Genomic DNA, 26,471 nt, shown 5'->3' on the forward strand with positions numbered 1-26,471 from the left:
TAGAGACCACTACTCTGCTTTTAATTTCAATGATTGAAGAACTTTCTTAGGATCCTGGAATTTTGTCTTCACCTTTTGATCATCCTTTACCTTCTGAACTCCTTCCAGAAGAATCTGATCTCCTTTTGAGATTCCTGAACCTACAATATAGAGATCCGGCAGTTCGTAAGCAATTTTAATATTTCTGGATTTTGCTACTCCGTTTTTGTCAATAACAAATACATATTTCTGATCCTGAATTTCATAGGTAGATTTCTGTGGAATAATCAAACCGTTATGAACAGGTACTGTCATCTGTATTTTTCCTGTTTCGCCATTTCTCAGAAGCTTATCAGGGTTAGGGAACTTGGCACGGAAAGCAATATTTCCGGTCTCGTTATCAAATTCTCCTTCAATGGTCTGGATCTCTCCTTTTTGGGTATACATTTCTCCATTGGCAGTGATCAGGGATACCTGATTGCTTCCTCTGTCTGCAGCGTGAGTCTGATAACTTAAATATTCAGGCTCAGAAACATTGAAATACGTATAGATATTGGTATTATCTGACAAGGATGTCAAAAGATCTCCTTCATCTACAAGACTTCCTAGTTTCAAAGGAATCCTGTTGATAATGCCGGAGAATGGTGCTTTAATATCAGTAAATGAAAGGTGAATCTGAGCCAGTTTCATCTCAGCATTAGCGGCATCCAGTTTGGCTTTTGCCATTGCTTTTTCATTTTTGGAAACAATGTTGTTTCCTGCCAATGTACTTGCATTTTTCAGCTCAATAGAAGCCTGTTCTACCTCTGCCTGTGCTTTTAATAATTCTGCCTGATACAGTTTAGGCATAATTCGGAACAATGTTTGCCCGGCCTGTACGTACTGTCCTTCATCTACAAAGATTTTTTCCAGGAAACCTTTTTCCTGAGCTCTTACTTCAATGTTTTTTACAGATTGAATCTGGGCTACGTATTCTTTGTTGATTACGGTATCCATTACCACAGGGGACGTCACCGGATATACGGTAACTTCTTCTTTTTCTTCTTTTTTCTTATTGCAGCCAACCGCCAACAGAAGGGCACTCAGCGCAATTCCCGAAGCAACTCTTTTTATCATAATTCTAGAGTTTATATAAATCGTTAATGTTTTGTAGAAATAAAACGGTAATAAGAAAGGTACGTTGTGATGATTACCGGCATACACAACGCAAGTTCTTTCTACCCGGAATCAGGCAGAAAATAAATAGAACGGAGAAATTTTAAATTCTAATAGAACGGATAAGAATAAATCTTTTGGTCGCCAAACCAAGAACAAAGCCATGAATATCCGGTTTTGACCGTTTAAAGCTTTTTAATCCGAAAATATAAATCAAACTGAAAACTCCTGTGAAAAGGACAATAGCCTGCCATACATCAGATAACTGGAAATCATTTTCTGTAAGTTCAAAGGTGGAGGTGTTTATATTATCAGCCATTTGCTGAACAGACAGCTTTTCAAAAGTCTGATTCAGGCGGTTAACTCTTTTGGGCATATGATGAGAAGAATGACCAGTATAGTCATTTCGAAGAGTCTTAACATCAATTCTACTTTCTACTACAAAGAGCAGAAAAAGACCGGTTAAAAAGTATACTACGAAGTTTCTCATTTTGAAGTTGCAAATGTACACCCAGATTATGATATTTCCATCATGGATTAACAAAATTTAACTATCCTTTAAAATACCTGAATAAAAAATTTAATAAATTGCGAATAAATCCTTTATTCAAGCACTATAGGAACAATCGTGATATTCCATCTGTGTAGGTTTCAATTTTCAAAAATCAAGCCAAATTTTATATCCTGAAAAACTTATAGACATAAATCTATTGCTTTTTTAGACATTTTTAAAGGCTGTTTACCTTTCATTTGAAGTATGTTTTATTATTGAATTAAAATAACTTAACCTAACTTTTATCATGATTCCAGATTATTAATATTAACTTATTGTCTCTCTTTCTTTTTTGAATTACTTTTGCCAAAAATTAACACAAACAAATGAAAAGAAACTACAATATCTTCCTGAAAATAAGACGCTTAAAAATCCCTTATTAACCCCTATCTCTCTAATTTTTATACGATAAATATTATTTTTGGTTTCCTGAAAAACGATTCATAAAACAGTGAGATAAATCTACTTTAATTTATACTTTCCGTTAGTTTATGAAAATTTAACATATATTTATTAAAAATATTTGTAAATTTATAAGGCATTAATATCATTATTCATGAAACACTTTAAAATCACATCTCACTATGAAAAAATTATTAGTACCAGTCCTTTTTGGATTGACCATTGTTTCCCTAACAGCGTGTAAGCATCCCGGAAAAGAAGCTGAAACCTTTACCGCTGCTGCCCCAGAAAATGCAGACGACATTTCCAAAAATGTGTATGTTGACAGCTATGGAGAAAAGATAGAAGTAACCATCAACAACACCAAAAATACCGCAACAATACATTTAAACGGTAAAACTTTTGACCTTAAAAAAAGTGATGCTCTACCGGAGTACACAGCCTCTAATGAAGAGTATCAATATTCTGATATTAAGGGAAATATAACTTTCCTGAAGAAGAATGCAGATATGGTCCTGTTCCATCTTAAACAGGCAAAAAAACAGTCTGGCCCGGCGAAAATGGCATCTTATTAGCATATTGAACAGCATTCATTAAAAAATAAGTATTATGAAAAGTTTATGTTATTATTTATCGGCACTTGTTATCGCAACGTTTTTATTCGTTTCCTGTAAAACTCAAAATGCACAAAAAACAGCTAATGATATCACAGGAAAAACATGGAAGCTTACTGAGCTTAACGGAAAGCCGATCGATCTTAAAAATCCTAAGAACAATCCTTATTTCAAACTTGATATGAATGGTATGAGATACCAGGGACATGCAGGATGCAATGGTTTGGGAGGAACTTTCGAGATCAAACCTGAGATGATGAGAATAAAATTCAACCAGGGAATGTCTACCATGATGGCTTGTGAAGATCTGGATATTGAAAACCAATTTACAAAAGCAATCCTTGCAGCAGATAACTATTCTGTAAATGGAAATACGCTTACTTTAAATAAAGCAAGAATGGCTCCTTTAGCAAAATTTGTTCTTCAATAATATTATTTCTGACTAGTCCTAAATAATCGTTACAGATTAATAAGATAAAAATACTAATATTTATGATATAGTTGTAGGGCTATCCTTACAACTATATTTGTTTTTATAGGTTCTTATTTTTACACTATTCTGTTTGTGCATTTGTTCAGGTGTTTTCATATAACACGACCAATGTGGTCTTTTAGTATTATAAATTGTGATGGCATCTTCTACTAATAGCTTCATTGTTTGTATATTAACATGATAGTCTTCCAATAGAAACTCTTGTTTAAGTATCCCATTTACCCTTTCTGCAATTGCATTTGCATAAGGATCGTAACTCTCGGTCATTGAAGGACTAATGTTTTTCTTTTTCAGTATTTTCTGATAATCCATACTACAATACTGAAAACCCCTGTCAGAATGATGAATTAAGCTTTCCTTATACATTCTCTGCTTTATAGCCATATTCAATGCACTAAGAGCCCCTGAGCTGCCAGACTATTAGAAACATCATATCCCATTATCTTTTTAGAATAAGCATCAGTGACCAAAGACAGATAACAATTACGGTCTCTACCCCCAATATAAGTGATATCCGAAACCCATACCTGTTCAGGGTGTTCCAGCAGCATGTCTTCTATCAGATTTTTATGTTTTCTGAATCGATGATGGGAATCAGTGGTTATCCAGTAGTTTCTTTTAGGCTTTATAAGCATATCATTAGCTTTCAATATACGGAAAAGCTTATCTCTGCCTACATGTAAGGACTGTAACGAGGGTTCCAGCATATGATAGAGCTTTCTTGTGCCCAGACGAGGCATCACCACCCGTAAGCTATTGACAAGCTGAATCACCTGATCAGCTTTGGCTCTTTTGCTTTCTGTAATCCAGAAGCTTCGATAATAGCGCTGTCGGCTAATCCCGACCAATCCGCAAAGATAGCTTATCGCTTTTTTGTTTTCTTTGCTGATATATTGGATTGATCGGGAGAGAAGTTTTTTCTTACCTGAATCAGGTATTCTTCTTCGGCTAAATCAATCAGCTTATCCAGAATAGAAGCTTTATCTTCAGATTTTACTAAGCGGTTCTCTAAGAATCGATTCTGGTGCTCCAAACGTTTTAGCTTCTCTTCAAGTTCTCTGATTTTTTGTTCCGGGGTTTGCATAGCTTTACTTTGTGAACGGTTATCCAGATCAAAGTTACCATATTTTCTACGCCATTCGGTAATAGTACCATGTCCCTGGATACCATATTTGCGCATTGCTGCCCGATTTCCAATCGAACCACTTTCTACTTCACCCACTACGGCTAGTTTAAAGGATAAACTGTAATCTTTTTGACTACGCTTTACATACTGATTATTAAATTGTTCCATAACATTACTTTTTTAGTTGTAACGATATGTTAGGACGAGACATTCACTTAAATAAAAAAAGACGCCCCATTCGTGAGGCGTCTTTTTTATGAATACTGCTCTACTTTTTTTTGTTGTAAATTATATAGCAGATCAGAAGGCTTACATTCACCAGAACAGCAAATGCATTGGATAAGATAATAGGTAATTCTTCCTTTTCAAAACCATACCATACCCACAATGAAAGCCCTGAAATGAGGACTAAAAGCATGAGCAGAGAAATATCTTCTACATTCTTTTCCCTGATCACTTTTACCAGCTGCGGAATCATAGAAACTGAAGTAAGAATTCCGGCAATAATACCTAATATATTTTCATTCATACATGTTATATTTTGGATAGGTATACTAAAATATGTTAATGAAATCTGTTCATTGAAACTTCTTCATGTAACGGAATACATTCTTCTATCAATCTGAATAAATCTCTTGCAAAATAACAGCCATTCAGAATGCCACGGGCTCCTAATCCGTTAAAAACATATAAGTTATTCCATGTTTCATGCCTGCCAATGATAGGTCTTCTGTCTTTCACTGTGGGGCGGAAGCCAAAATGTACTTCTGCGACTTCAAAATCATAAGGATAGAACTCTGAAAGTCCTTTCACTAATTGTTCAACCGCTGATTCGTCAATATGATGATGAAGCTGTTCCCTGTCATATGTTCCACCATAGAAATAAAGTCCGTTTCCGGTAGGGAATAAGAAATGTTTTTTCTTGATCGTTATGTTTTCAGGAATTGGCTGTGAGAGCTTCACTTTTATATGATGCCCTTTATTTGGGTTCACTGTAATTTCTGAAAAGTATGGATTATCTTTCACTCCCATTCCCTCGCAGAAAATCATATTTTTGAAAGTAATATCTTTATATGCAGATTCAGAAGGGTTCAATTGAGTGTAATCGAACTTTTCTTTTACCAAATGATCATTTTTCTCAAAATAACTGAATAAACCTGTGAAAAATCCATTAACATTCAGCCTGGCAGACTGATTCACCTTTCCGGTCTGAAAGTCGTTTTTTACAAGCTCTAATCGATCAAAATTTTTATCAAGAAAAGCAGATAATTCGTCATTTCCCGATTTTTTCAGCCACAAGTTCTGCTCATTCTCATCATGAAAAATCCTGTGAATAGGAGCATTGATGAGATAGTTTTCTCCGGTATACGATTCTATTTCTTTCAGACTATCTTTAAGGAAGTCTATTTGCTCCTGTGCTTTCCAGAATGTGGTAAACTTCTTTAGCACAACCGGATTGATAATTCCTGCTGAAACTTGTGAAGCGCTTTTTCTCCCTTCAGAAAAGATTACAAAGGACTTATTATTCTTAATCAGCTGATGAGCCAGAAAAAGCCCCGCGTATCCGTCTCCTACAATAATATACTCTACATTTTTCATATGAGAAATTTCATTTATTTAAAGGTCATATGTAATCGCCTGTATTACTGATTATTGATTAGCAATAAATAAAGGGCGATTTCATAATAAAAAAACCTGAGTAAAAATACTCAGGTTTTCTATAAATATCAAGTGAAATTTAGTAATTCCACATATCATTTTCCATGTTAAGAATCTGTGCTTTGATTCTATCGCTTTCTTCAAGCTGCTCATCAGCATTTTTAGGGATATAGTCCTTAATAGTACCGTCTCCTAAACCAGCTGAAGACTTATAAATGATAGAAGAGAATCTTCTTGCATTGATAACGTCATCGAAAGATAAATCAGCAGATGAATTTTTTCTGTTGAAAACAAAATTGTTTGCTAAGATATCACGAGCACTTGGATAATAGATCCAGAAAAGGTCAATAAGCTCATCGTTACCTGCAATAGGCTTACCATCCGGGCCAATAACTCCCTGTACTGCAGGATCTGGTCCCATTGCAGCAATACCAAGAGGTCTGTATTTCATTTGCCCGTCTCTCTTATCAATAAACCACATACCCATAATTTTAAGAACTTTTACTTTGTCTGTAGTGGTCTTAAATACGTCAGTATATTGTTTTTTCTCAGCTTCTGTAAGCTGTCTTCCAGAGTTTAAGATATCAATAGCAGCATCATTAATGATCACTTTTTCCAATCTTTTCTGAATTCCTTCAGGAGAAAGCTTTACGGTAAAGTTTTCATCGTCATATACCTGCTGAATCTTACCACTCAAAGCAGCATCCAATAATAATTGGTATAGCGATCTTGTAGGTGTAGCAAGAAGGCCATCCGGATTGTCATAGTAGAATGGCTGGTTGATCTTATCATTCATATCAATGATCTCCCAAACAAACATACTCTTAAGGATATCTTTGTCTTCTACAAAACCATATTCAAGAGGCTTTACTGTTTTATCTACAATAGTATCACCAACTTTCTGTTTGTTTTCTGCTCTCATCTGTCTGAACTCTTCCGGAGAAGCTGCGTTCAGAATAGTCTGGGAAAAAGCAAATCCCGAAACTAATACTAAAAGGGTGCTAATATATTTTTTCATAATAAATTACAATTTTAGTCCTATTGAACATTAATGATTATAGGAGTAATGTTTTTAATAATCTGACCATCAAGACCCTGAGCTGTTGCTTTAATATCAAAGATAGAAACCACATCACCGGTTCTCAAATTCTTCACTAAACCTGCTGCTTCATCCAGAGAGTTACCATGAACAAGAAGAGCTGCTCTACCTGGTACTCTTACCATAAACTGAGTTACAGTAAATGAAACAGGGAAATCAAAGTCAGGAATTGCTGCCTGAACAGACTGGTTAGGAATAGAAGTTGCCGGCATAGACAATACATTCTGTCCTCTCATTTCTCCTCTTGGAGGCGGAACGTTCTTAATTCTGTACTCAAATACCTGAGATACTGATTTTCCATAAGGATCGATTCCTGATAATGTTAATTTAACAACATTACCTGCTGCTGGTTTCACACTCCATTTACCCGGACCTGTACTTCTTACAGATGCACCCGGAGCAGATAATGAAAGTTTAGAATTGTCAGCTCCTAAGATTGATCCTGAAACAGGGTTCTCAAGTCCTCTATACATTACATTCATTTTGTCTGCAGCAAGTAATAATCCTTTTTCAAGTTTTACTTCTCTTGGTCCGGCAATTACATTATAAGTGTGTGTCCATGGGAAAGGCTGTGATTTACCTGAAGCATCTGTCAATGTAATTACACCACCTAGCTTATGCTCACCAATTCCAGAACCTGAAATATTAATAAGACCTTTTCCATTCTCTACTTTGCTTACACCAGAGATACTGATTTTGTTGCTGTTAGAATAGTTTCCTAGCATTACTTTTATTTCGGCCTGCTTACCAGCCTGAATATCTACAGGACCAGAAACAATAGCTTCATAGCTTGTAAATTTGATGCTCGCATCTACTTTCTCTTGAAGTAATAGTGCTAATGCATCCGACTGTACGTTTCTGGCATCATTTTGGATAATCTCCAAGTTAGATATCGCAGCGATTAATGGCTGATGGTAAAATTTATTTTGGAACCATGTCTTCTCATTTGGAGATTTTCCTTTAGGATATTCTGCAATAAGAGATTTGTTAGCTCTTTCTACTAAATCTTTAAGCTGAGGATTATTTCCAAAAGTAGCATTGATGTAATTTCTTACGTCATCAATTTTAGCTTTCAGATCTAATGCATTCTTTGAAGGGGAATTTTCATCACCTTCTTTAAAGAAATACTCAGTAGTTGCTTCATTATTGTTAAGTGCAGCAAAATTTTCACTTACGTCAATATCTTTACCGTCTTTGTCTTTATCATGAAACTCAGATTGTTTTTTTAACAGATCCTTGATATCCTGAGAAGATTTTACCAACACGTCAATCTTAGATTTAAGTACTTTGTACTGTTCCCAAGGTTGTGCATAGGTATCCGGAACCTGCTGAGCTTTTGCTTCTAATGTTCTTTCAAAGATCTTTTCGTTCTTTCTTTCTGTTAAAGTTCTTGTTTCATTCAATGCTCTGGTAGAGTCATAGTATGATCTGATGATTTCTGCATCAATATTTAGGGCCATCATCGCGATGAACACCAAATACATTAGGTTGATCATCTTCTGACGAGGGGTCTGTTTTCCTTGTGCCATTCTCTTTTCTTTGTTTTTTGATTAAGTAGTTAAATTTAGAAATGGTTAGGAATTAAGACTTCATAGCAGTTAGCATACCACCATAAACTCTATTTAAGTTATTAAGATTAGATGTTAAACCTTGTAGCTCTTGGTTGAATTTCTCAGAGTGTTCTGCAGATTTCTGCATATCTGCTACATATTTATTAGCAAATTCTGACTGTTTTTTACCGCTTTCAAGTTGCATTGCATAAAGAGCATTCATGCTTTCCATATGCTGTGCAGCTTTGTTCAATTGGTCATTATATTTATGTGTAGAAGCAGATACGTCAACAGTTTGGTTGATTTGATCAACAGAGTTTGAGAATTTATCAATTCCTGTTCTTAGTCTTTCAAATAATTGCACATCTAATCTGGCATCTTCAAGCATTTTGTCCAATTTGGTTGAAAGAGAGTTTTCTAATTCAGCAAATTGAGCTGCAGCATTATTATTTCTAGAAGAAACATTAGAGTGTAGAGGATTCGGGTTAGCATGTTTATCTAATAACTCAGGATAAACATTTTCCCAAGCATAAGACTCTTCTGATTTTGGAGGGTCAAATGCAAAAATGATAAAGATAATTGCCTCAGTAATAAGCCCTACGGTAAGAGCGATATTCCCGTTAATTGGTCCCAAGGTAATGTGAGTAATTTTAAGCCAAGCTCCAAGAATTACAATTGCAGCACCGAATGAATAAAAGAAATTCATCCAAGCATCTTTAGTCTTAAACATATTGAGTTAGTTTTTTTAATGTTAAATAAAATTGTTATTGAAAAATTGTCTGATTAATTTCTGTTAACTCTTCTTGGTTTAACAGCTGCTTCAGGAATATCCTGTACAGTTCTGAATCCGATATAGCTTCTTGCGGAATCTTTTCTTTCCCAATCTCTAGCACCTGTCATCAGGGCATATCCTATATCTTTCCAAGATCCACCTCTTACAGATTTCTTCGTATCCTTTTTATCTTTAGTAGAAGGATTTAGTGTAGAAGAGAATCCAGCTGAGGAATTGTTAAACGAAGATAATGTCCACTCAGAAACGTTTCCAGCCATATCAAATAACCCAAACCCATTTTTCTTAAATTTCTTAACTGGAGCTGTATATGTATAAGTACCTTTTTTCTCGTCTTCCATGTAATTACCTCTCTTCGGTTTGAAGTTGGCAAGGTAACAACCTCTGTCATCCATTAAATATGGACCTCCCCAAGGATAAGTAGCATTTTGCATACCTCCTCTTGCGGCATATTCCCATTCTGTTTCAGTTGGAAGACGGAACTCTAATGGTCTTTGTTTTTTTCTTTTTAAACTTTCGTTGTAATCTGTTTTCAATTTAGATCTGAAGTTACAATAAGCTCTTGCCTGATCCCAGGTTACTCCAACTACAGGGTAGTCTTTGTACGCTTTGTGCCAGAAATACTGTTCAAACAATGGCTCATTGTAAGCAAAGTGGAAATCTTTTACCCAAACCGTAGTATCAGGATAGATCGCGATACTTTCGCTTTTCAGGTAATTAGCTCCTCTTTCGTTATCTGCAACAGCAGCGTCCATATCTCCCCAACGGTAAGTATATTTCAGCTTACTTACATCTAAAATTCTTTCGTTTCCAATTCTTGAAGAAGAAGGCAGATACATAGACTCCAAAACCTCTGCGTATTCTACATCTGGATATTTTGTAGTACTCCAGTGTAAAGGAATTTTCCAATCTAATCTTTTGCTTGCATCATATCCTCCGTCTTCACGGCCACCCTGGCCTTCCATATATTCTTGATAAGGTGTTAAATTTTCTTCTTTTTTAGCAAGATATGCATAATCTCCTATTGCTGCACCTTTACGTCCGCCTTCGTCACCACCTTCTCCGGCAGCTTCAGCTAGTAAAGTTCTCGCAATAGAGTCTCTTACATAATTGATAAATACTCTGTACTCCGAGTTGGTAGTTTCTGCTTCATCCATGAAGAAAGAAGAAACAGTAACAGTCTTCAATGCTGCTTTTTCAGGAGTATTTGTTGGATCCTGGTCTGCTAAACCAGCAACAAATGAACCTGCAGGAATTGCGACCATTCCGTATGGTCTTTCCGCAACAAATGATTTAGTTTTTTCTCTTGGTATCAATTCTCCTTTTGTTCCTGGCTTCCCTACAGAAGAGCTGCCACCACCTGAACAAGATACCGATGCTACCGACGCAGACAATAATAAAAGAAATATCCTTTTCATGTTAATTTTTATAATTAAGCCGTAAATATATAATTTTTTTAAGAAACTTTTAAGATTTTTTTTGAAATAACGGAAGAAATCTAAATTTATTTTATTTACAACAACTTTTTATTCCACAGTAACAGATTTTGCAAGGTTTCTAGGTTGGTCTACGTTGGCACCTCTATATACTGCTATGTAATAAGCAAGCAGTTGTAAAGGTACGGAAGCAACGATTGGTGAGAAACACTCTGAAGTTTCAGGAATTTCAATAACATAATCTGCCATTGCGCTTACCTGACGGTCTCCTTTGTTAACTACGGCGATAATTTTTCCTTTTCTCGCTTTAATTTCCTGAACGTTACTTACAATTTTATCATAGTGGCCTTTTTTAGGTGCTATAATTACAATTGGCATATTTTCGTCGATCAGGGCAATAGGACCGTGCTTCATTTCTGCAGCCGGATATCCTTCTGCATGGATGTAAGAAATTTCTTTTAATTTTAACGCTCCCTCTAAGGCAGCAGGATAATTGTATCCTCTCCCTAAATAAAGGAAGTTTGTAGCTTTCACAAAATCTTTTGCAATATTCTGCGTCAGCTCGTGGGTCGTATTCAGCACTTCTTCAATTTTCTTAGGAATAGCATCAAGCTCAGAAATTAAGCTCATAAATTCAGCGTTTCCTAAGTTTCCGTTGTGTTTTCCTAGTTTAAATGCAATTAAAGTAAGGATTGTAAGCTGTGCTGTGAATGCTTTTGTAGAAGCAACACCAATTTCAGGACCAGCATGTGTATATGAACCTGCATCCGTAATTCTTGCAATGGAAGAATCTACTACATTACATATACCATATATAAATGCTCCTTTTTCTTTTGCCAGCTTTAAAGCAGCCATTGTATCAGCTGTTTCCCCGGACTGAGAAATGGCAATTACTACATCTTTATCTGTAATGATTGGGTTTCTGTATCGGAATTCTGAAGCATATTCCACCTCTACAGGGATTCTTGCATATTCTTCTATCAGATATTCTCCGATAAGACCTGCGTGCCAGGAAGTACCACAGGCAATAATGATAATTCTGTTGGCGTTTTTGAATCTTTCAACATGATCCCAGATTCCAGCCATTTTGATCACTCCTTCATCTACAAGAAGTCTACCTCTCATGGTATCGTGCACAGATTTAGGCTGTTCAAAGATTTCTTTAAGCATGAAGTGCTCATATCCACCTTTTTCAATCTGCTCAAGGCTTAATTTAAGCTCCTGAATTTCCGGCTCAATTTTAGAGTTATCATTGATGGTTCTGATATCTACTCCTTTTTCAAGAGAGATAGTCGCCATGTGTCCTTCTTCAAGATAAATAGCTTCTTTGGTAAATTCTACGAAAGGAGATGCATCAGAGGCGATGAAATATTCTTTTTCTCCGATTCCGATTGCCAAAGGAGAACCTAATCTTCCTACTACCAATACTCCCGGATCATCTTCATGAAGTACAGTGATAGCATATGCTCCGTATACCTCATTCAATGCATATCTTACCGCAGTAGGGAAATCCATTTCTGTATTAAGATCCATAAAATACTGGATAAGGTTTACCAATACTTCTGTATCTGTTTCTGATTTGAAAGTAAATCCTTTTTCAGTAAGCATTGTTTTTATGGTATCATAGTTTTCTATAATACCATTATGTACAATTGCTATTTTTCCATTATTTGACAAATGCGGGTGGGAATTTCTGTCACTTGGAACTCCATGGGTAGCCCAACGGGTGTGTCCCATACCAATTTTGGCTGTTCCTTTTAAATTTTTTGAAATATTCACCAAATCCTCAACCTTACCTTTTGTTTTCTCTACTTCAAGTTTATTGTCTGAACTTTCTAAAACAATTCCGGCACTGTCATACCCTCTATATTCTAATCTTCTAAGACCATTGATTACAATTTCGTAAGCGTCTTGAAAACCTGTATATCCTACTATTCCGCACATATTATTTTGTCTAGTGTTTTTTTATTGTATTTATTTTTTTGTGGCGTAAGTCACTTTAAGCTGAACTCTGTTCGCATTTGTTTTGTCTAATGAACCTGTAAAAATAACTCTGTTCATATCAAATGCTCTTGTTGTATTACGAACTCCTAAAAGAGCTCCTGTAGCATTTGCTGCGAATGTTCCTGCGCTGATCCATAGTGGTCTGTTAGGTATTAGGGTCTCATTTCCTTGTGAATCCTTTTCCTTTTTCCCTTCAACAAGATCTTTAACGGTTTTTGTTACTATAAAATCATAGTACCCTTTATCTATGTTATAATTATATAAACCAAGTCCGGCTGTTAAGTCTGATGTAAAGATCAATTTTGAGAAATTAACAGGAGTATCCGTCAATGGGTTTATTGTAAATCTGCGGTCTTCTGTTGAGTTGGTATTTTTCCAGCTAGCCGGATCTAAATACACTCTGATCTTAGCACTTAAAATACCTGCTTTATCTTTATTATAGATATCTCTGAGAGCTGCAATTGTAGCATCAGGAATTTTTACGATCGCAGAAGGACCTCCCATTCCCTGAACATAAAGTTTTGCGTCTCCATCAGTAGTATTAATAGATGCTAATGCATTTGCAGATGGCGTCCCGCTTCTATCGTATTCATATTGTCCGATGTGAGCATTAAGACCTCCTACATTGAAAACAAGTGTTGTTTGTGGTCTTGTAGTGGTTCCGTTATCTACTTTATCGTATTTATAATACATGATAAGCTGAAGGTCATTAGGAGAGAACTGGTAAAGATATTTATCAGTTTCATCCACAGAAATTCTGATTCCTTTGAAATATCTGATAAAGTTGGAAGCATCCTGAAGCTCAGGCTTTCCTTTTTTATCAAGAATATGTGTCTGGAAAAAATCTGTATTGCTCAGTTTCAGTCTGTATCCAAGATCTCCTGTAAATACTACTGAGTTATCAGATTTCTTCGTAACAGAAATTGTATTTATATTACCGTCAAATACTCCTGACCCTAACAATTCTCCAGTACTTACCGTTTTATTGGAACGCTTGAAACTATCATCATTCGAATCCAGGAATGTAGTAATCTCATGTACATTGATCTTCATGGATTTTGAACCACCTCCTATTTTACCGTATTTACGAACAGGATATATTTTCTTTTCAATAGAAACCTCCGTAGCTACTCCGTCTACCGGGAAATCAGTTTTTGCGTATGTATTTGTTTTTAATGAATCCCCTTCAAAGTAATAGGTATTGGAAGTAGTGTTCGCTGGTGGTTTTATGACAAGAACTACAGAGTCTACTTTTGGATTTGCCCCGTTGAAGTCGTAATTATCTACAGGCATTCTTAGCTGAGTAAGGTAAGAAGCTCTCTGCATTCCGAACTGGCTTTCTGTAAATGCTCCAAGAACACCCACGGTTAAAGCTCCACCGCTTTCATTCAATCCACTGATTAATCTGGCAGCATCACTTCGGATAGAGTCATTATTATTATAGTTGTACGCAATAACGTCATATGAAATTTCATTACCTTGTGCTGCGTCATTATTAAACAACTGCTCACCAAGAGAATCCGGATCAGGTTCACAGTTATAAAGGATTGTACTTCCGAAAATCGCCAATAAAAGCATGGCGAAGGTCCTTTTAAGAGTATGAGTCATTAAAAATGTGTTTTTAATAAAGTTGATTAATAGAATCTACGTCAAGATATTCCGATTTTTCGGTTGCTGTTTCATTGAAAGCCTTATCCAGATCTTCATCCAGAAACTCGTCACCTTTCACAACGGCATTTACATAGTTCATACTTTCGATAACAAAACTTTTAATTGTTGGATTATCTAACGCTTTTAATCCTGAAATATTATCAAACTGTAATTTTTCGTCGATCTTTTTATTCAGATCAGCATCTTTCTCATTGTAAAGAGAAAGTACAATTTTTGCGTCTTTGAAATAAGTATCTGATTCGTAGTAAGTTTTAAGATAAATTGGAACAAAAGAAGACATCCATCCGTTCAAATGGATAACATCCGGAACCCAGTTCAGCTTCTTAATAGTTTCAATAACCCCTCTTGCAAAGAAAATAGCTCTTTCATCATTATCTTCGAAAGGGTTTCCTTCGTCATCGAAATAATATTGTTTTCTTTTGAAGTATTCTTCATTGTCAATAAAGTAAACCTGAAGTCTTTCCCCCGGAAGAGACGCTACTTTAATGATCAGAGGCTGATCCAGATCATTAATGATGATATTCATACCTGAAAGGCGGATTACCTCATGAAGCTGGAACTTTCTCTCACTTATTTGTCCAAATCTTGGCATAAAAACTCTTACATCATTGCCTTCTTGGTGCATCTTAAGTGCCATTTTGTTTACCACTGCAGCCATATTTGTGTCTTCCTGATATGGATACATCTCTGTAGTAATGTACAGTATTTTTTGATTCGGCATAAACTTTCTATCTAATTTTTGTAAAAATGCTTTAATGTGCAAAATTACAAAAAAACATCCAACATTATTTTAATTAACATTTTTTTACGAAAATTCCCTTTCTCAAATTATTAATAGTACATATTATTATACGATATTTTTAGTATTTTTGAAATAGTATTAAAATAAACTATGGAAGTTATAAAAAACAGGAAAGTCCTTCAGGATTTCATTGAAAGACAGAAAGAAATGGGAAAAAGAATTGGCTTTGCTCCTACTATGGGCGCTTTGCACAAAGGCCATCTTTCTCTGTATGAGGAGGCAAGAAAAGAAAATGATCTTGTTATTTCTTCAATTTTTGTAAATCCAACCCAGTTCAACAATCCTGAAGATCTTGAAAAATACCCGAGAGATATCAACAGAGATATCCTTATTCTTCAGAATTCAGGGCTTGTGGATGCTGTTTACATTCCTGAGGTAGCAGATATTTACCCTGAAAAAACTGAAAGCCAGCATTATGATTTTGACGGATTAGAGAATGAAATGGAGGGAAAATCAAGACCAGGGCATTTTGACGGTGTAGGAACTGTGGTAGAAGAGCTATTCAGACAGGTACAGCCTGACAGTGCTTATTTTGGAGAAAAAGATTTCCAACAGCTTGCTATTATTAAAAAAATGGTAGAGAAAAAACACCTTCCCGTTAAGATAACTGGAGTTCCTATCTACAGAGCAGAAAACGGACTTGCATTAAGTTCTAGAAACCAAAGACTGCATGAAGACAGGAAAGAAGCTTCAAAACTTATTTATGAAACCCTAAATAAAGTGAATGACTGGTTCAGAACAGTTACCATACCTGAAATAAAAGAAAGAGTAACTGATATTTTTGATGATCAGCAGGGTATGAAACTTGAATATTTTCTGATTGCCGACGAAAACACATTACAGGAAACAGATTTTTTCTACAAAGACAGAAATTTCAGGGCGTTTATTGTAGTAGTAGTGGATGGTGTAAGATTAATTGACAACATGCATTTGGATTAAAATGATACCCTATATAGTTATAAAAACAAAAACTCTGACGGCTGTTGTCAGAGTTTTTTTATTTATAATAATTCTTATTGCTTTATTGAATATCCATACAAAAATCAAAGGCCTCCTGAAGGAAGCCTTTGAAACACCAAATCACAAAATATTAATATGAAAAAAATTTACTTTTCAGTAAACTTGTGACCCGGCTGGGATTCGAACCCAGGACCCATACATTAAAAGTGTATTGCTCTACCAGCTGAGCTACCGAGTCGGCCACAATTAAAATGAAATAAATTTCAATATTAATTATAAAATTTTCTTTGCAGTGCCTGCGACTGGACTCGAACCAGCACATCCTTAGGAAACCACCCCCTCAAGATGGCGTGTCTACCAATTTCACCACGCAGGCAATAAAATTACAAAATAAGTAATATTTATTGCTAGTGACCCGGCTGGGATTCGAACCCAGGACCCATACATTAAAAGTGTATTGCTCTACCAGCTGAGCTACCGAGTCGGCCACTTGTACAACAAGTTTTCATTTAAGTAATGTCCCTTGTTTTAAGTGGTGCAAAGATATGACTTTTTTCTTTATCTCAAAACTTTTTCGCAAATTTGTTAAAAAAAATTTCATGGTAATTTCATTGATCGGATACATGGGAAGTGGCAAATCTCACATTTCCAAAATATTAAGCGAAAAAATCAATTTTAAATTAATTGACCTCGATAAAGAGATTTCCAGAAGAAATAAATTAACCATCCCGGAAATATTTGAAAAAAAGGGTGAAATTTACTTTAGAAAGCTGGAAAGAGAGGCCTTAGAAGAGATATTGGCGTCTCATGAGAATGTAGTTTTAAGCCTTGGTGGAGGAACTCCGGTATATTATAATAATATGGAGATCATTAATCATAATTCCAAAAGTGTATTTTTAAGGACTTCGATAGGAACATTGGTAGAAAGACTTTCAAAACAGAAAGAAAAAAGACCTTTGGTTGCCAATATTTCTGATGAAGACCTCCCGGAATTCATTGCGAAACATTTATTTGAGAGAAATCAGTTTTACAGTAAAGCACAATTCACGGTAGGTACAGACTCCAGAGAACCGGAAGACATTGTGACAGAAATAATAGAAAAGCTCTATCTCTAGAGCTTTTCATTGTTATTTTAATCTTCGTTTTCGTCTTCATTACCTGTCTCACCAAAGAAATCATCCCAGTCTGTAAAATCAGAATCAATATCATTTCCCACATAATCGTCCATCTCCCTTCTGTCTTTTTTGGTAGGTCTTCCTTCGCCTTTATTTCTGTAATAGTCTTGTGACATTTTACGAAGTTTCAATAATTCGTACTGCTCTTTATCTGTTACATCCTGTATGTGAAGCGAAACCAATTTGGCCCCTATCCTGCTTTTCGGAATCTGAATTACCTTTATTTTATAATCAATCTGATTCTTACGGATTTTAATAGTATCTCCTTCTTTTACCTCTTTAGATGACTTTACGGCAGACGTTCCTATAGAAACTCTATTCTTTTTAATCTCCTCTGCTGCAATACTTCTCGTCTTATAAAAACGAATGCTCCATAAAAATTTATCTATTCTCATAATTTTTTATACTTTTGCCGTTATATTATTTGTAAAGTAATTAAAGTTTTTTGAAATGAAAAAAATATTTTTATATATCCTTGCAGGATCTTTGTGTTTTTCTGCTTGTAAGAAAGATGATGATGTGTCAACCTATGTAGAGCCGGAAGACATTAATACTCAAAACACCTATGATGATCAAGCCATTAAGAAATTTATGGATGAAAATTATCTGGATGCGCAGGGAAATATAAAAGCTTTTAGTTCCACAGATACTTCAGATGATACCGAAAAGAAATTATCTGAGCTGAATCCTGTAACACTTCCTTCAGGAACAATCTATATTGTTAGAAATGGAGCTCAGCCTTCACCAGCAGATGAGCAAGTAATTGGTAGCACAGATATTCTTAAAGTAATGATGAAAGCGACTACTTATCTGGCGATCAATACAGACGGACAGTCTTCATTTACTGCTGCTACAGATTTCATGAATACCATCAACGGAACCGGAATTCCTGCAGTAGATCCTAAATTCTATTATACTGCACCCAATGATCCATTGATTACCAATGCAACTACTGATGCTGCAAAACAAAGAAGTTACTATGAGATTGAAGGATTCAGTGAAGCATTGCAAAAATTTAAAGCATTTAATAACTATGCTACTGAATTACCATATAATCTACAGGGAGTAATTATTGTTCCTTCGAGAGCTGCTTTCGCAAGAGATCCTTATTTCCCGTATAATTATCCAGGTTACAGCCAGGTAATTTCATTAAGAAATAAAACTTTTGTTTTCAACTTCCAGGTATATAACAGAACAACCAGACCATAAGCCTCAAAATTTAAATAACATAAAAACCCCGCAATGATTATTGCGGGGTTTATTTATATTGATATTTGATCAGTTTAAGATCTTGCTTTCTGTTTTACATTTCCTAAAATATCCGGAAAGTAAAGGTCTGCAAGGTGATCGAACTCATCTCCTCTCATAAACATGGTTGCATCTACTTCTTCATAAGAACTTCTTCCCGCAGCCGCAATCAGCTCGTTACAGGTATGAAGTGTATTTTTGTGGAAGTGATATACTCTTTCGGCCTTATCAGTCACATCAAGTCCTTTAATAAGCATTTTATCTTGTGTAGCCACTCCTGTAGGACAGTTGTTTGTGTTGCATCTTAACGCCTGAATACATCCTAAAGAGAACATGAAACCTCTGGCATTGTTACACATATCTGCACCCATTGAAATAGCTCTAAGAATATCAAGACTGGTAAGAACTTTACCGCTGGCAATTACTCTTAATTTATTTCTTACGTTGTAATTATTAAGTGTTCTGTTGACAAAGATCAAAGCAGGTTCCAATGGCATTCCTACTCCATCTGAAAACTCTGGCGGAGCTGCTCCCGTTCCTCCTTCTGCACCATCTATCGTAATAAAGTCTGGGTAAATTTTCAGTACATTCATCTGAACGCAGATATCTTCAAATTCTTTGGTATCTCCAATACATAATTTAAATCCGACAGGCTTTCCTCCTGAAAGTTCTCTCAGATGCTGTACGAACCTCAACAATCCTGCAGCGTCTGAGAATGAAGTGTGTGATGGTGGTGAAATAACAGTCATACCCGGTGTTACGTGACGGATGGCTGCAATTTCCGGAGTGTTCTTTACACCCGGAAGTACTCCTCCGTGTCCTGGTTTTGCTCCCTGTGATAATTTGATCTCGATCATTTTCACATTTGGAAGGTTAGAATATTTTGTGAATAGTTCAGGATTGAATTTTCCTTCTTCATCACGGCATCCGAAATATCCTGTCCCGATCTGCCAGCAAAGGTCTCCCCCTTCCATGTGGTGAGGTGAAATTCCTCCTTCTCCTGTGTTATGATAAAAATTTCCTTTTTTAGCTCCTCTGTTTAATGAAATTTGCGCTCTGTCACTCAATGCCCCGAAACTCATTGCTGAAATATTGAATAATGACGCATGATAAGGCTGTGTACACTGCTCTCCTCCTACCCAAACTCTTGGAAGCTCTTCTGATGGTGATTTGGCATAAATAGAATGCTTGATTCCTTCATATTTTCTGTGATTTACTTCCAGCTGTGTACCAAAAGCTACAGTATCACTTAAATTTTTTGCACGTCTGTATACTGCAGAACGCTGATTTCTTGGAAATGGCTTCCCGTCTGTTTCCCTTTCAATAAAGTATTGCTGCATTTCGGGTGAAATACTTTCGAAAAAATACCTGAAGTACCCCAATACAGGAAAGTTCCTCAAAATAGCATGTTTCGATTGGTAAGCATTGTAAACACCCAATGCATAGATGGCGGATAACAGCGTTGGTATCCAGTAATGCGCTCTGATCAGCAGTGCTATAATCCATGTAGCAGCTACTAATACAATTCCCCAAGATAAAAACTTATCTCTCATGAATGTAGTATTTAAAAGTTTAAAAATAAATTTAGTAGAATTTTTGCAAAGAGCCTATGCTTTTGCTAAAAAACTTTGGTAAGAAGATTGCACAGAAACCGTGCCATCTGACAGGATTTTTTCTAAATTTAGAAATTCAATTTGATTGATGGATGCAGGATCAAAATCTTTCTGGACTCTTACATAGTTTTCTGTGAAGCCAAACATTTTCCCGTCTTTATTTTCGTGCTCCCAAAGAACAGGAAGCATTTTTCCAAGTTGTGTCTGATAGAATGCCATTTTCTTCTTTTCAGAAAGAATTCTCAGCATTTTATTACGTTTTTTTCTTTCAGGTATCGGAACAATACCGTCCATTGCAGCAGCCTCCGTATTTTCTCTTTCTGAATAGGTAAATACGTGAAGGTAAGTAATAGGAAGTTTATTAAGGAAATTATAAGTTTCCATAAATAATTCCTCTGTTTCTCCCGGGAATCCTACAATAACGTCCACACCTATAGCCGCGTCAGGCATTACCTCACGGATCTTGTTAACTCTGTCATTGTACAGTTTTGTCAGGTAACGGCGTTTCATCTTTTTCAAAAGATCATCGCTTCCGGACTGTAGCGGGATATGAAAATGCGGAACAAAGCTTTTACTTTTAGAAACCAGCTCTATACTTTCATCTTTTAGAAGATTAGGTTCAATAGAAGATATACGGATTCTTTCGATGCCTTCTACTTTATCCAATTCTGAAATAAGATCAAGGAATGTATGCTCGTGTCTTTTATTTCCAAACTCTCCTTTACCATAATCACCAATATTTACACCCGTAAGAACAATTTCTTTAATGTCTTTTGCAGCAATTTCAGTGGCATTTTTAAGAACGTTTTCAATAGTATCAGAACGAGAAATTCCTCTGGCTAACGGAATGGTACAATAAGTACATTTATAGTCACAGCCATCCTGTACTTTCAGGAAAGCTCTGGTTCTGTCTCCAATAGAATAACTTCCGATAAAGAAATCGGTTTCTTCAATTTCACATGAATGAACAACTCCCTCGCTTTCTGATTTTTCCAAATCATCAAGGTAGCTTAGAATATTGAATTTTTCTTTTGCCCCCAAAACAAGGTCAACTCCTTCAATCTGTGAAATTTCTTCAGGCTTTAACTGTGCATAACATCCTACAATTACGACCAGCCCTTCCGGATTGGCTTTCATAGCTCTTTTTACGTGAAGTTTACATTCACGGTCAGCATTTTCTGTCACAGAACACGTATTGATAACATACACATTCGCTTTATCATCAAAACCTACCTTATCATAACCTGCATCTGTTAATTGACGGGCAATAGTAGATGTTTCTGCAAAGTTTAATTTGCAGCCAAGTGTATGAAACGCGGCAGTTCTGTGAAAAGTAGACATTAGTTACTCCTGAATTTTAATGGGTGCAAAGATAGTAATTTTAATAAGAATGCAAGATTGATTGAATCTATTCTTTATATTCATCCCTTACTTCAGGGCTGTTTTGAAAGCAGACGGGTGATGAATTAGCTTCCGGTTCTTTATCTGAAAGTTTGTTTTTCATTTCTGCATTAAATTCCTGAGAACGGTTTCTGGCAATGGACAATGTATTCCAATCTTCATTTTTTATCATTTTTGCGATATAAACAATCTGACCGATATGATATGGGTAATGAGCCAGCTGCCTCAGAACAGCATCAATTACCGGATGTGCTTCTCCTCTGATATATGTTGTCGAGTAGAGATTATCATCATTTATCTTTTCAAGGGCATCAAAAAAACATTTCCAGCCCTGTTCCCAAAAATCAAGAACCTGTTCTTTGGTGGTAAAGGTATTGACAAACTCTCCGTCACGGTTACGCCAGGATTTTTCTCCGTCTTCTGTCAGGAAATTAGTCCACCTCGACAGCATATTTCCTGCCAGATGTTTTACAATGACGGCAATAGAATTACTTTCTTCATTGTACTGCCAGAACATCTGATCATCCGTAAGCTGGTCAAATGTCTTATCACCAAGCGATTTATAATATTCAAAACGTTTTACAAACAGGTCTTTCATTCTTTCTATTTTGCTGTCTAATTTAATAACTTAAAAAAAATAAAACCACCTCAGATGAAGTGGTTTTATCTATGTATTTTATTGATTGTTATTCTCTGTTTTTCACTAATACCCAACCGGTAAATTTGATTGGCGTATTCTTCTTATCATTTTCATTCCATGTAATAGAATACCAGTATGTTCCGGTAGGAACTCTTCTTCCGCCCTGAGTACCATCCCATTTATAGCCATTTGACCTGTCTGCCTGAAAGATTTTATTTCCGTATCGGTCAAAAACATTCATGATCAGGTTTTGTTTGTTGGCCAGTGCAGAATAATCAATCACATCATTTATTCCATCGGCATTAGGGGTAATCACATTAATTAAATTGGGTACTACAATTCCTATTTCTATCGGATCACAGTCGTAAGCATCTTTTACATATACTTTATGATCTCCTCTTGAAAGATTATTGAAAACATTAGAATCCTGCCAGATAATATTATCAATGGAATATTTATAAGCCGGATTTCCTCCTATTACGGATATGGTAATGGTATTATTTGAAATATCAATACCGGAAACTACAGGCTGATCAGAAGGAAGCACTTTTACAGTTTGTGTTGTAATACATTCTCCGGTTTTCAGTTTTACCCAATACACTCCGATTCCAACTTTGATTGTTCTTGTCGTAGCTCCTGTACTCCATTCATAGCTTTTAAATCCGGCTCCTGCATCCAGCGTTGTCTGATCTTCTGCACAAATGGTTACATCTTTAAGCGTATCAGAATATACAGGCGGAATCACTGCCAAAGTAATTCTGGCTACCGCATAACATCCCTGCGCATTGGAAACTCTTACATACACAAATCCATTAGGGGCAATATAATTATTGGCATTCAGAATTTCATTAGTCTGATTAACCGCGTCTGACAATGAGGGATAATATTTCTTGGTAGGATTTGTCTGACCTGTTACTGAGGCATTCACAAGATTGAAAGAGGCTGTGGATGGATTAGCTTCGATGAAACATGATCTCAACGTGACTTCATTCACTACCACTACCGGATTAAACTGCAGGGTAATCTGTGCAATTGCAATACAGCCAAACTCCGAGATTATTTTCACATAAATAACACCTTCCGCAGAAACAAATGCCATTGGAGTGGTAATTTCATTGGTACCGGCATTAAGATCCGCCATCGTGTGATAATATTTCTTCGTAACATTCGGGTTGGCAATAACGTCTGCGGTTGTTAAATCAAATAAAGCCGTCCCTGCATTGTTATTGTTACAGGCAGTTAACGTTACATTTTTAGCCGTAATAGCTCCGTTTTTGAATTTAAATGTTCCAACCTGTTTACATTTATTAAGCGGATTGGTTGCGTTCGTGGGATCGGTATAATTGATACTGTAATAATAAACTGTAGTTGTATTTACAGTTATAGGAGCTGTAATCGGATTATTTCCCGTTAAAGCATCATTCTGAGTCAGATGATAACTCACATTAAAGTTCTGGTTTCCGTTCAGAATCCCCCCAGACAATGTAGAAAAATCAAATAAAGCGGTAGGAGAACAAATTACCACTTCTCTTGGATCTGCCGGATTTGCAGCCGGAATTCCCGGGGGAATAAATGGCTGTGTCTGAATATTAGGGTCTGTAAATGGAGAAGCCAGCGTGGCTGTTCCGCCCCATGTTAAAGAAAACGGAGCTGTGGTAGAACTTGTACTGCTTACCCAGTTATCTATAAACAAATAATATGTTTGTCCCGGCAAAACATCCAGATATTTACAATAAGGAGTCAGAGAACCTCCGGCTGCACTTAAAAGCGTACTCGTCATATTTAATCCCGTGGCAGGACCAGGCCCGATAACCGTTGCAGCGTTACAACGTATTGGAGACCCCAAGCTTCCACAGGTTACATTGGGACCAAAAATAGCCCAGTCGTAATCGGCATCCGGATTATTCGGAACCAGATCAAAAGTAAGCGTTCCTCCGGTGGCAATTGTAATTTTATACCAAATGGAATTGTGCTCTCCAGTGAAATCTATACAACTTCCGGAATTTACCAATTCTTTTATGTTACCATATCCTGTAGGGCTATAAGTGATATTTGAGTTTCCACAAACTGAAAGTGCTGTAGCACAATCTGCCTGAGAATAATAGGCATGGGAAATACACAAAAGTATAAATAGTAAAAGTTTTCTCATAGATTATATGTTTTTGTTGTGGTTTATTAGCTATACATCATATTGATATTCAACGTACAACAAATATACCTATATTTTAATTACAAACAATAAAATCGAAATAATTTTAAACTATTTTAAATTAAAACACTAAATAATTTAATATTATTCATATTATTCTAAATTAAACAGAAGAATAACCAAACAAAACTTTATTTAATACTGGTAATATTCCCACATAGATTTTCCAGGTGAAATATTTTATGAAAAGGGCTTTTTACTTCTTTCAGATGTTCTTTATCCTGAATAAATGTATATCTGGAAGCAATAGAATTCATATCCGAAACAATTACCAGCCAGCATTCATCCACAGAAGTATCATAGTAAGGAAATTTTTCATTTTTCTTTTCGATGAGTTCGAGAATCTTTTCCGAGCAGAGTTCATCAAAAAGATTCATATTATATTCGTGGGTGATAAAAACGTTTCTGCGATGGAAAGATTTCCTGATGCTTTTCACGCAACCTATCGCTTTATTCTTTTTTATGCTTTTATAAATATTAATGATATTTTCCTGCTGGGCTTCCAGGTTATCAAATTTTGTTTCCGGGTGGAATTCTAAAAAATAAACACCACGATATTTCGTAGTGTCTTCCTGTTCTAATAATATTTCTGCCTGACGGAACATCTTGTTCAAAGTACTTTCCACCTTTTTCATTTCCAGATGGTTGATTACTTCGGTCAATTCAATTCCGATTTTTTTGTCGTTTAGCTTTGCGATAAAGTCCGGACTTTCGCAGGTAAGGTTTTCAAATTTCACATCGGGGAAATGATGCATAAAAGAGTTGAGAAGAAGAATCTCAGATTTCTTTCTGTACTTTTCACGGTCATGAAGTGGAGATTCGTCTATCGTACGGTGATACTTTTCCATGGGCTTTTTTTTCAAATGCCGATTCAGGTAGTATAAGCTTAGATTCTTTATCAGATCTTCCTCAGAAAACGTCTTTTTCATGTGTGATTTTTTTATTTAATTAAAGAACACATGCAGCCATGGGCTTTCATCGTTAAAAGTTTTTGATAATCAAAAATTTACACACTTAAAGGTAAGTAAAAAAACAATTCAATATCCAGTTTTACCGTTAATTTATCTGTTAATTAATGTAAAGTTTACTTTCATAATTAATACCTTTGCCTTTTTATAAACACAAATATCTATTTATGGATTTTAAGAATTTCAGAGTACCTTACAATATCAACCCTCAGTATTCCACAAGAACCGCCTATTTTTCTATGGAATTTGCTATTGAGCAAGTGCTAAAAATATATTCGGGAGGGCTTGGTTTTCTGGCAGGATCTCATATGAGAAGTGCCTATAATCTAAAGCAGGATCTTATCGGAATCGGTATATTATGGAAGTTTGGTTATTATGATCAGGCGAGAAATCATGATCAGACGCTGCAGCCGGTATGGACAAAAAAATGTACAGCTTCCTTGTAGATACGGGAATAAAATTTCAAATAGAAATCCACAGTGCTCCGGTTTGGGTAAAAGTATGGTATCTTGATCCTGAGACCTTCAATACAGCACCTATGTTTTTCCTTTCTACAGATGTTCCGGAGAATGATCACGTTTCCAAAACAATCTGCCACAAATTATACGATGCCAATGAGTCTACGAAACTGGCACAATATATCCTTTTGGGAAAAGGAGGCGCAAAATTACTGGATGAGCTGAATGTGGAAAGGGATGTTTACCATCTTAACGAAGCTCATGGACTTCCGGCGGCCTTTCATTTATTAAAAAAATATAACGGCGATCTTAATAAGGTCAGAGAAAAACTGGTTTTCACCACTCATACACCGGAAGAAGCAGGAAATGAAAAACATAATTTCAAACTGTGTTATGACATGTCTTATTTTTCCGGCTTCAGCATGGAAGAAGTAAAAAAGATTGAAGGTTCCAACGACGACCGTTT

The 26,471-nt window shown here is 35.9% G+C and carries 26 protein-coding genes, 3 tRNA genes and 1 pseudogene; 7 read left to right on the top strand and 23 right to left on the bottom strand.

The window, feature by feature from the left end; all coding sequences use genetic code 11:
* Nucleotides 1-9 precede the first annotated feature (9 nt).
* Nucleotides 10-1,092 carry an efflux RND transporter periplasmic adaptor subunit gene (locus tag CLU97_RS22485; RefSeq protein ID WP_121490119.1) on the bottom strand — a complete coding sequence of 361 codons (1,083 nt, stop codon included), beginning with the start codon at nucleotides 1,090-1,092 and terminating at the stop codon, nucleotides 10-12.
* 145 nt (nucleotides 1,093-1,237) lie between these two features.
* Nucleotides 1,238-1,624, bottom strand: coding sequence for a hypothetical protein (locus CLU97_RS22490; RefSeq protein ID WP_121490087.1), 387 nt, complete (start codon nucleotides 1,622-1,624; stop codon nucleotides 1,238-1,240).
* Between the two features lie 647 nt (nucleotides 1,625-2,271).
* Between CLU97_RS22490 and CLU97_RS22495 the strand changes: the two genes are divergently transcribed.
* Together CLU97_RS22495 and CLU97_RS22500 are read left to right on the top strand one after the other, a co-directional pair.
* Nucleotides 2,272-2,664, top strand: coding sequence for a multicopper oxidase domain-containing protein (locus CLU97_RS22495; RefSeq protein WP_121490088.1), 393 nt, complete (start codon nucleotides 2,272-2,274; stop codon nucleotides 2,662-2,664).
* A gap of 34 nt (nucleotides 2,665-2,698) precedes the next feature.
* On the top strand, nucleotides 2,699-3,133 hold the full coding sequence (locus CLU97_RS22500) for an META domain-containing protein (RefSeq protein ID WP_121490089.1): 435 nt from the start codon (nucleotides 2,699-2,701) through the stop codon (nucleotides 3,131-3,133).
* A 60-nt stretch (nucleotides 3,134-3,193) separates the two neighbouring features.
* Here the strand turns inward: CLU97_RS22500 and CLU97_RS24135 are convergent, their stop codons facing one another.
* From CLU97_RS24135 to CLU97_RS22550, 12 genes are all read right to left on the bottom strand, one after another.
* Nucleotides 3,194-3,580, bottom strand: coding sequence for an integrase core domain-containing protein (locus CLU97_RS24135; protein ID WP_228437911.1), 387 nt, complete (start codon nucleotides 3,578-3,580; stop codon nucleotides 3,194-3,196).
* 2 nt (nucleotides 3,581-3,582) lie between these two features.
* Nucleotides 3,583-4,044, bottom strand: a complete 462-nt coding sequence (locus CLU97_RS24140) for a DDE-type integrase/transposase/recombinase (RefSeq protein WP_228437912.1) — start codon at nucleotides 4,042-4,044, stop codon at nucleotides 3,583-3,585.
* 14 nt (nucleotides 4,045-4,058) lie between these two features.
* Nucleotides 4,059-4,490, bottom strand: a complete 432-nt coding sequence (locus CLU97_RS24145; protein ID WP_228437552.1) for a hypothetical protein — start codon at nucleotides 4,488-4,490, stop codon at nucleotides 4,059-4,061.
* 100 nt (nucleotides 4,491-4,590) lie between these two features.
* Entirely contained in the window at nucleotides 4,591-4,851 is a 261-nt protein-coding gene (locus CLU97_RS22510) for a SemiSWEET transporter (RefSeq protein WP_121490090.1), read from the bottom strand.
* Nucleotides 4,852-4,886: 35 nt separating this feature from the next.
* On the bottom strand, nucleotides 4,887-5,921 hold the full coding sequence (locus tag CLU97_RS22515; RefSeq protein ID WP_121490091.1) for an NAD(P)/FAD-dependent oxidoreductase: 1,035 nt from the start codon (nucleotides 5,919-5,921) through the stop codon (nucleotides 4,887-4,889).
* 139 nt (nucleotides 5,922-6,060) lie between these two features.
* Nucleotides 6,061-6,999, bottom strand: a complete 939-nt coding sequence (gene gldN, locus CLU97_RS22520; protein WP_121490092.1) for a gliding motility protein GldN — start codon at nucleotides 6,997-6,999, stop codon at nucleotides 6,061-6,063.
* Between the two features lie 20 nt (nucleotides 7,000-7,019).
* Complete coding sequence (locus tag CLU97_RS22525) at nucleotides 7,020-8,609, bottom strand: GldM family protein (RefSeq protein WP_121490093.1); 1,590 nt, start codon at nucleotides 8,607-8,609, stop codon at nucleotides 7,020-7,022.
* A gap of 52 nt (nucleotides 8,610-8,661) precedes the next feature.
* Nucleotides 8,662-9,360 carry a gliding motility protein GldL gene (gene gldL / locus CLU97_RS22530; protein WP_047382408.1) on the bottom strand — a complete coding sequence of 233 codons (699 nt, stop codon included), beginning with the start codon at nucleotides 9,358-9,360 and terminating at the stop codon, nucleotides 8,662-8,664.
* Between the two features lie 53 nt (nucleotides 9,361-9,413).
* On the bottom strand, nucleotides 9,414-10,838 hold the full coding sequence (gldK, locus tag CLU97_RS22535; protein WP_121490094.1) for a gliding motility lipoprotein GldK: 1,425 nt from the start codon (nucleotides 10,836-10,838) through the stop codon (nucleotides 9,414-9,416).
* A 108-nt stretch (nucleotides 10,839-10,946) separates the two neighbouring features.
* On the bottom strand, nucleotides 10,947-12,800 hold the full coding sequence (glmS, locus tag CLU97_RS22540; protein ID WP_121490095.1) for a glutamine--fructose-6-phosphate transaminase (isomerizing): 1,854 nt from the start codon (nucleotides 12,798-12,800) through the stop codon (nucleotides 10,947-10,949).
* A gap of 30 nt (nucleotides 12,801-12,830) precedes the next feature.
* Nucleotides 12,831-14,468 carry a DUF4270 family protein gene (locus CLU97_RS22545; RefSeq protein ID WP_121490096.1) on the bottom strand — a complete coding sequence of 546 codons (1,638 nt, stop codon included), beginning with the start codon at nucleotides 14,466-14,468 and terminating at the stop codon, nucleotides 12,831-12,833.
* Nucleotides 14,469-14,481: 13 nt separating this feature from the next.
* The gene (locus tag CLU97_RS22550; RefSeq protein WP_121490097.1) at nucleotides 14,482-15,252 is read right to left on the bottom strand and encodes a glycogen/starch synthase; all 771 of its coding nucleotides are present in this window, start codon (nucleotides 15,250-15,252) and stop codon (nucleotides 14,482-14,484) included.
* Nucleotides 15,253-15,423: 171 nt separating this feature from the next.
* Here CLU97_RS22550 and panC point away from each other — a divergent pair, with 171 nt between their 5' ends.
* Nucleotides 15,424-16,272, top strand: coding sequence for a pantoate--beta-alanine ligase (panC, locus tag CLU97_RS22555; protein WP_105704371.1), 849 nt, complete (start codon nucleotides 15,424-15,426; stop codon nucleotides 16,270-16,272).
* 186 nt (nucleotides 16,273-16,458) lie between these two features.
* Here the strand turns inward: panC and CLU97_RS22560 are convergent.
* From CLU97_RS22560 to CLU97_RS22570, 3 genes are all read right to left on the bottom strand, one after another.
* Nucleotides 16,459-16,531: transfer RNA gene (locus CLU97_RS22560), tRNA-Lys, on the bottom strand.
* 55 nt (nucleotides 16,532-16,586) lie between these two features.
* A tRNA-Leu gene (locus CLU97_RS22565) sits at nucleotides 16,587-16,669 on the bottom strand.
* A 35-nt stretch (nucleotides 16,670-16,704) separates the two neighbouring features.
* Nucleotides 16,705-16,777: transfer RNA gene (locus CLU97_RS22570), tRNA-Lys, on the bottom strand.
* 115 nt (nucleotides 16,778-16,892) lie between these two features.
* Between CLU97_RS22570 and CLU97_RS22575 the strand changes: the two genes are divergently transcribed.
* Nucleotides 16,893-17,408, top strand: a complete 516-nt coding sequence (locus tag CLU97_RS22575) for a shikimate kinase (protein WP_121490120.1) — start codon at nucleotides 16,893-16,895, stop codon at nucleotides 17,406-17,408.
* A gap of 17 nt (nucleotides 17,409-17,425) precedes the next feature.
* Here CLU97_RS22575 and CLU97_RS22580 read toward each other — a convergent pair whose 3' ends face one another.
* Entirely contained in the window at nucleotides 17,426-17,863 is a 438-nt protein-coding gene (locus CLU97_RS22580; protein WP_121490098.1) for an RNA-binding S4 domain-containing protein, read from the bottom strand.
* A gap of 55 nt (nucleotides 17,864-17,918) precedes the next feature.
* Here CLU97_RS22580 and CLU97_RS22585 point away from each other — a divergent pair, with 55 nt between their 5' ends.
* Nucleotides 17,919-18,677, top strand: coding sequence for a hypothetical protein (locus tag CLU97_RS22585; RefSeq protein ID WP_121490099.1), 759 nt, complete (start codon nucleotides 17,919-17,921; stop codon nucleotides 18,675-18,677).
* A gap of 74 nt (nucleotides 18,678-18,751) precedes the next feature.
* Here CLU97_RS22585 and CLU97_RS22590 read toward each other — a convergent pair whose 3' ends face one another.
* From CLU97_RS22590 to CLU97_RS22610, 5 genes are all read right to left on the bottom strand, one after another.
* The gene (locus CLU97_RS22590; RefSeq protein WP_121490100.1) at nucleotides 18,752-20,269 is read right to left on the bottom strand and encodes an FMN-binding glutamate synthase family protein; all 1,518 of its coding nucleotides are present in this window, start codon (nucleotides 20,267-20,269) and stop codon (nucleotides 18,752-18,754) included.
* Between the two features lie 54 nt (nucleotides 20,270-20,323).
* A complete protein-coding gene (gene mtaB / locus CLU97_RS22595) occupies nucleotides 20,324-21,670 on the bottom strand; it encodes a tRNA (N(6)-L-threonylcarbamoyladenosine(37)-C(2))-methylthiotransferase MtaB (RefSeq protein ID WP_121490101.1) in 1,347 nt (448 codons plus the stop codon).
* A 67-nt stretch (nucleotides 21,671-21,737) separates the two neighbouring features.
* Nucleotides 21,738-22,328: a DUF1572 family protein gene (locus CLU97_RS22600; RefSeq protein WP_121490102.1), complete on the bottom strand. Its 591-nt coding sequence runs from the start codon at nucleotides 22,326-22,328 to the stop codon at nucleotides 21,738-21,740.
* A gap of 88 nt (nucleotides 22,329-22,416) precedes the next feature.
* The gene (locus tag CLU97_RS22605) at nucleotides 22,417-24,519 is read right to left on the bottom strand and encodes a T9SS type B sorting domain-containing protein (protein WP_121490103.1); all 2,103 of its coding nucleotides are present in this window, start codon (nucleotides 24,517-24,519) and stop codon (nucleotides 22,417-22,419) included.
* Between the two features lie 191 nt (nucleotides 24,520-24,710).
* Nucleotides 24,711-25,508, bottom strand: a complete 798-nt coding sequence (locus tag CLU97_RS22610) for a hypothetical protein (RefSeq protein ID WP_121490104.1) — start codon at nucleotides 25,506-25,508, stop codon at nucleotides 24,711-24,713.
* A 206-nt stretch (nucleotides 25,509-25,714) separates the two neighbouring features.
* Here CLU97_RS22610 and CLU97_RS24150 point away from each other — a divergent pair, with 206 nt between their 5' ends.
* Together CLU97_RS24150 and CLU97_RS22615 are read left to right on the top strand one after the other, a co-directional pair.
* The gene (locus CLU97_RS24150; RefSeq protein ID WP_228437913.1) at nucleotides 25,715-25,993 is read left to right on the top strand and encodes a hypothetical protein; all 279 of its coding nucleotides are present in this window, start codon (nucleotides 25,715-25,717) and stop codon (nucleotides 25,991-25,993) included.
* Nucleotides 25,975-26,471, top strand: a pseudogene (locus CLU97_RS22615) (alpha-glucan family phosphorylase); the annotation flags it as partial. The gene CLU97_RS24150 and the pseudogene CLU97_RS22615, both read left to right, overlap by 19 nt.

The sequence above is a fragment of the Chryseobacterium sp. 7 genome (genome assembly GCF_003663845.1).
Lineage (GTDB): Bacteria > Bacteroidota > Bacteroidia > Flavobacteriales > Weeksellaceae > Chryseobacterium.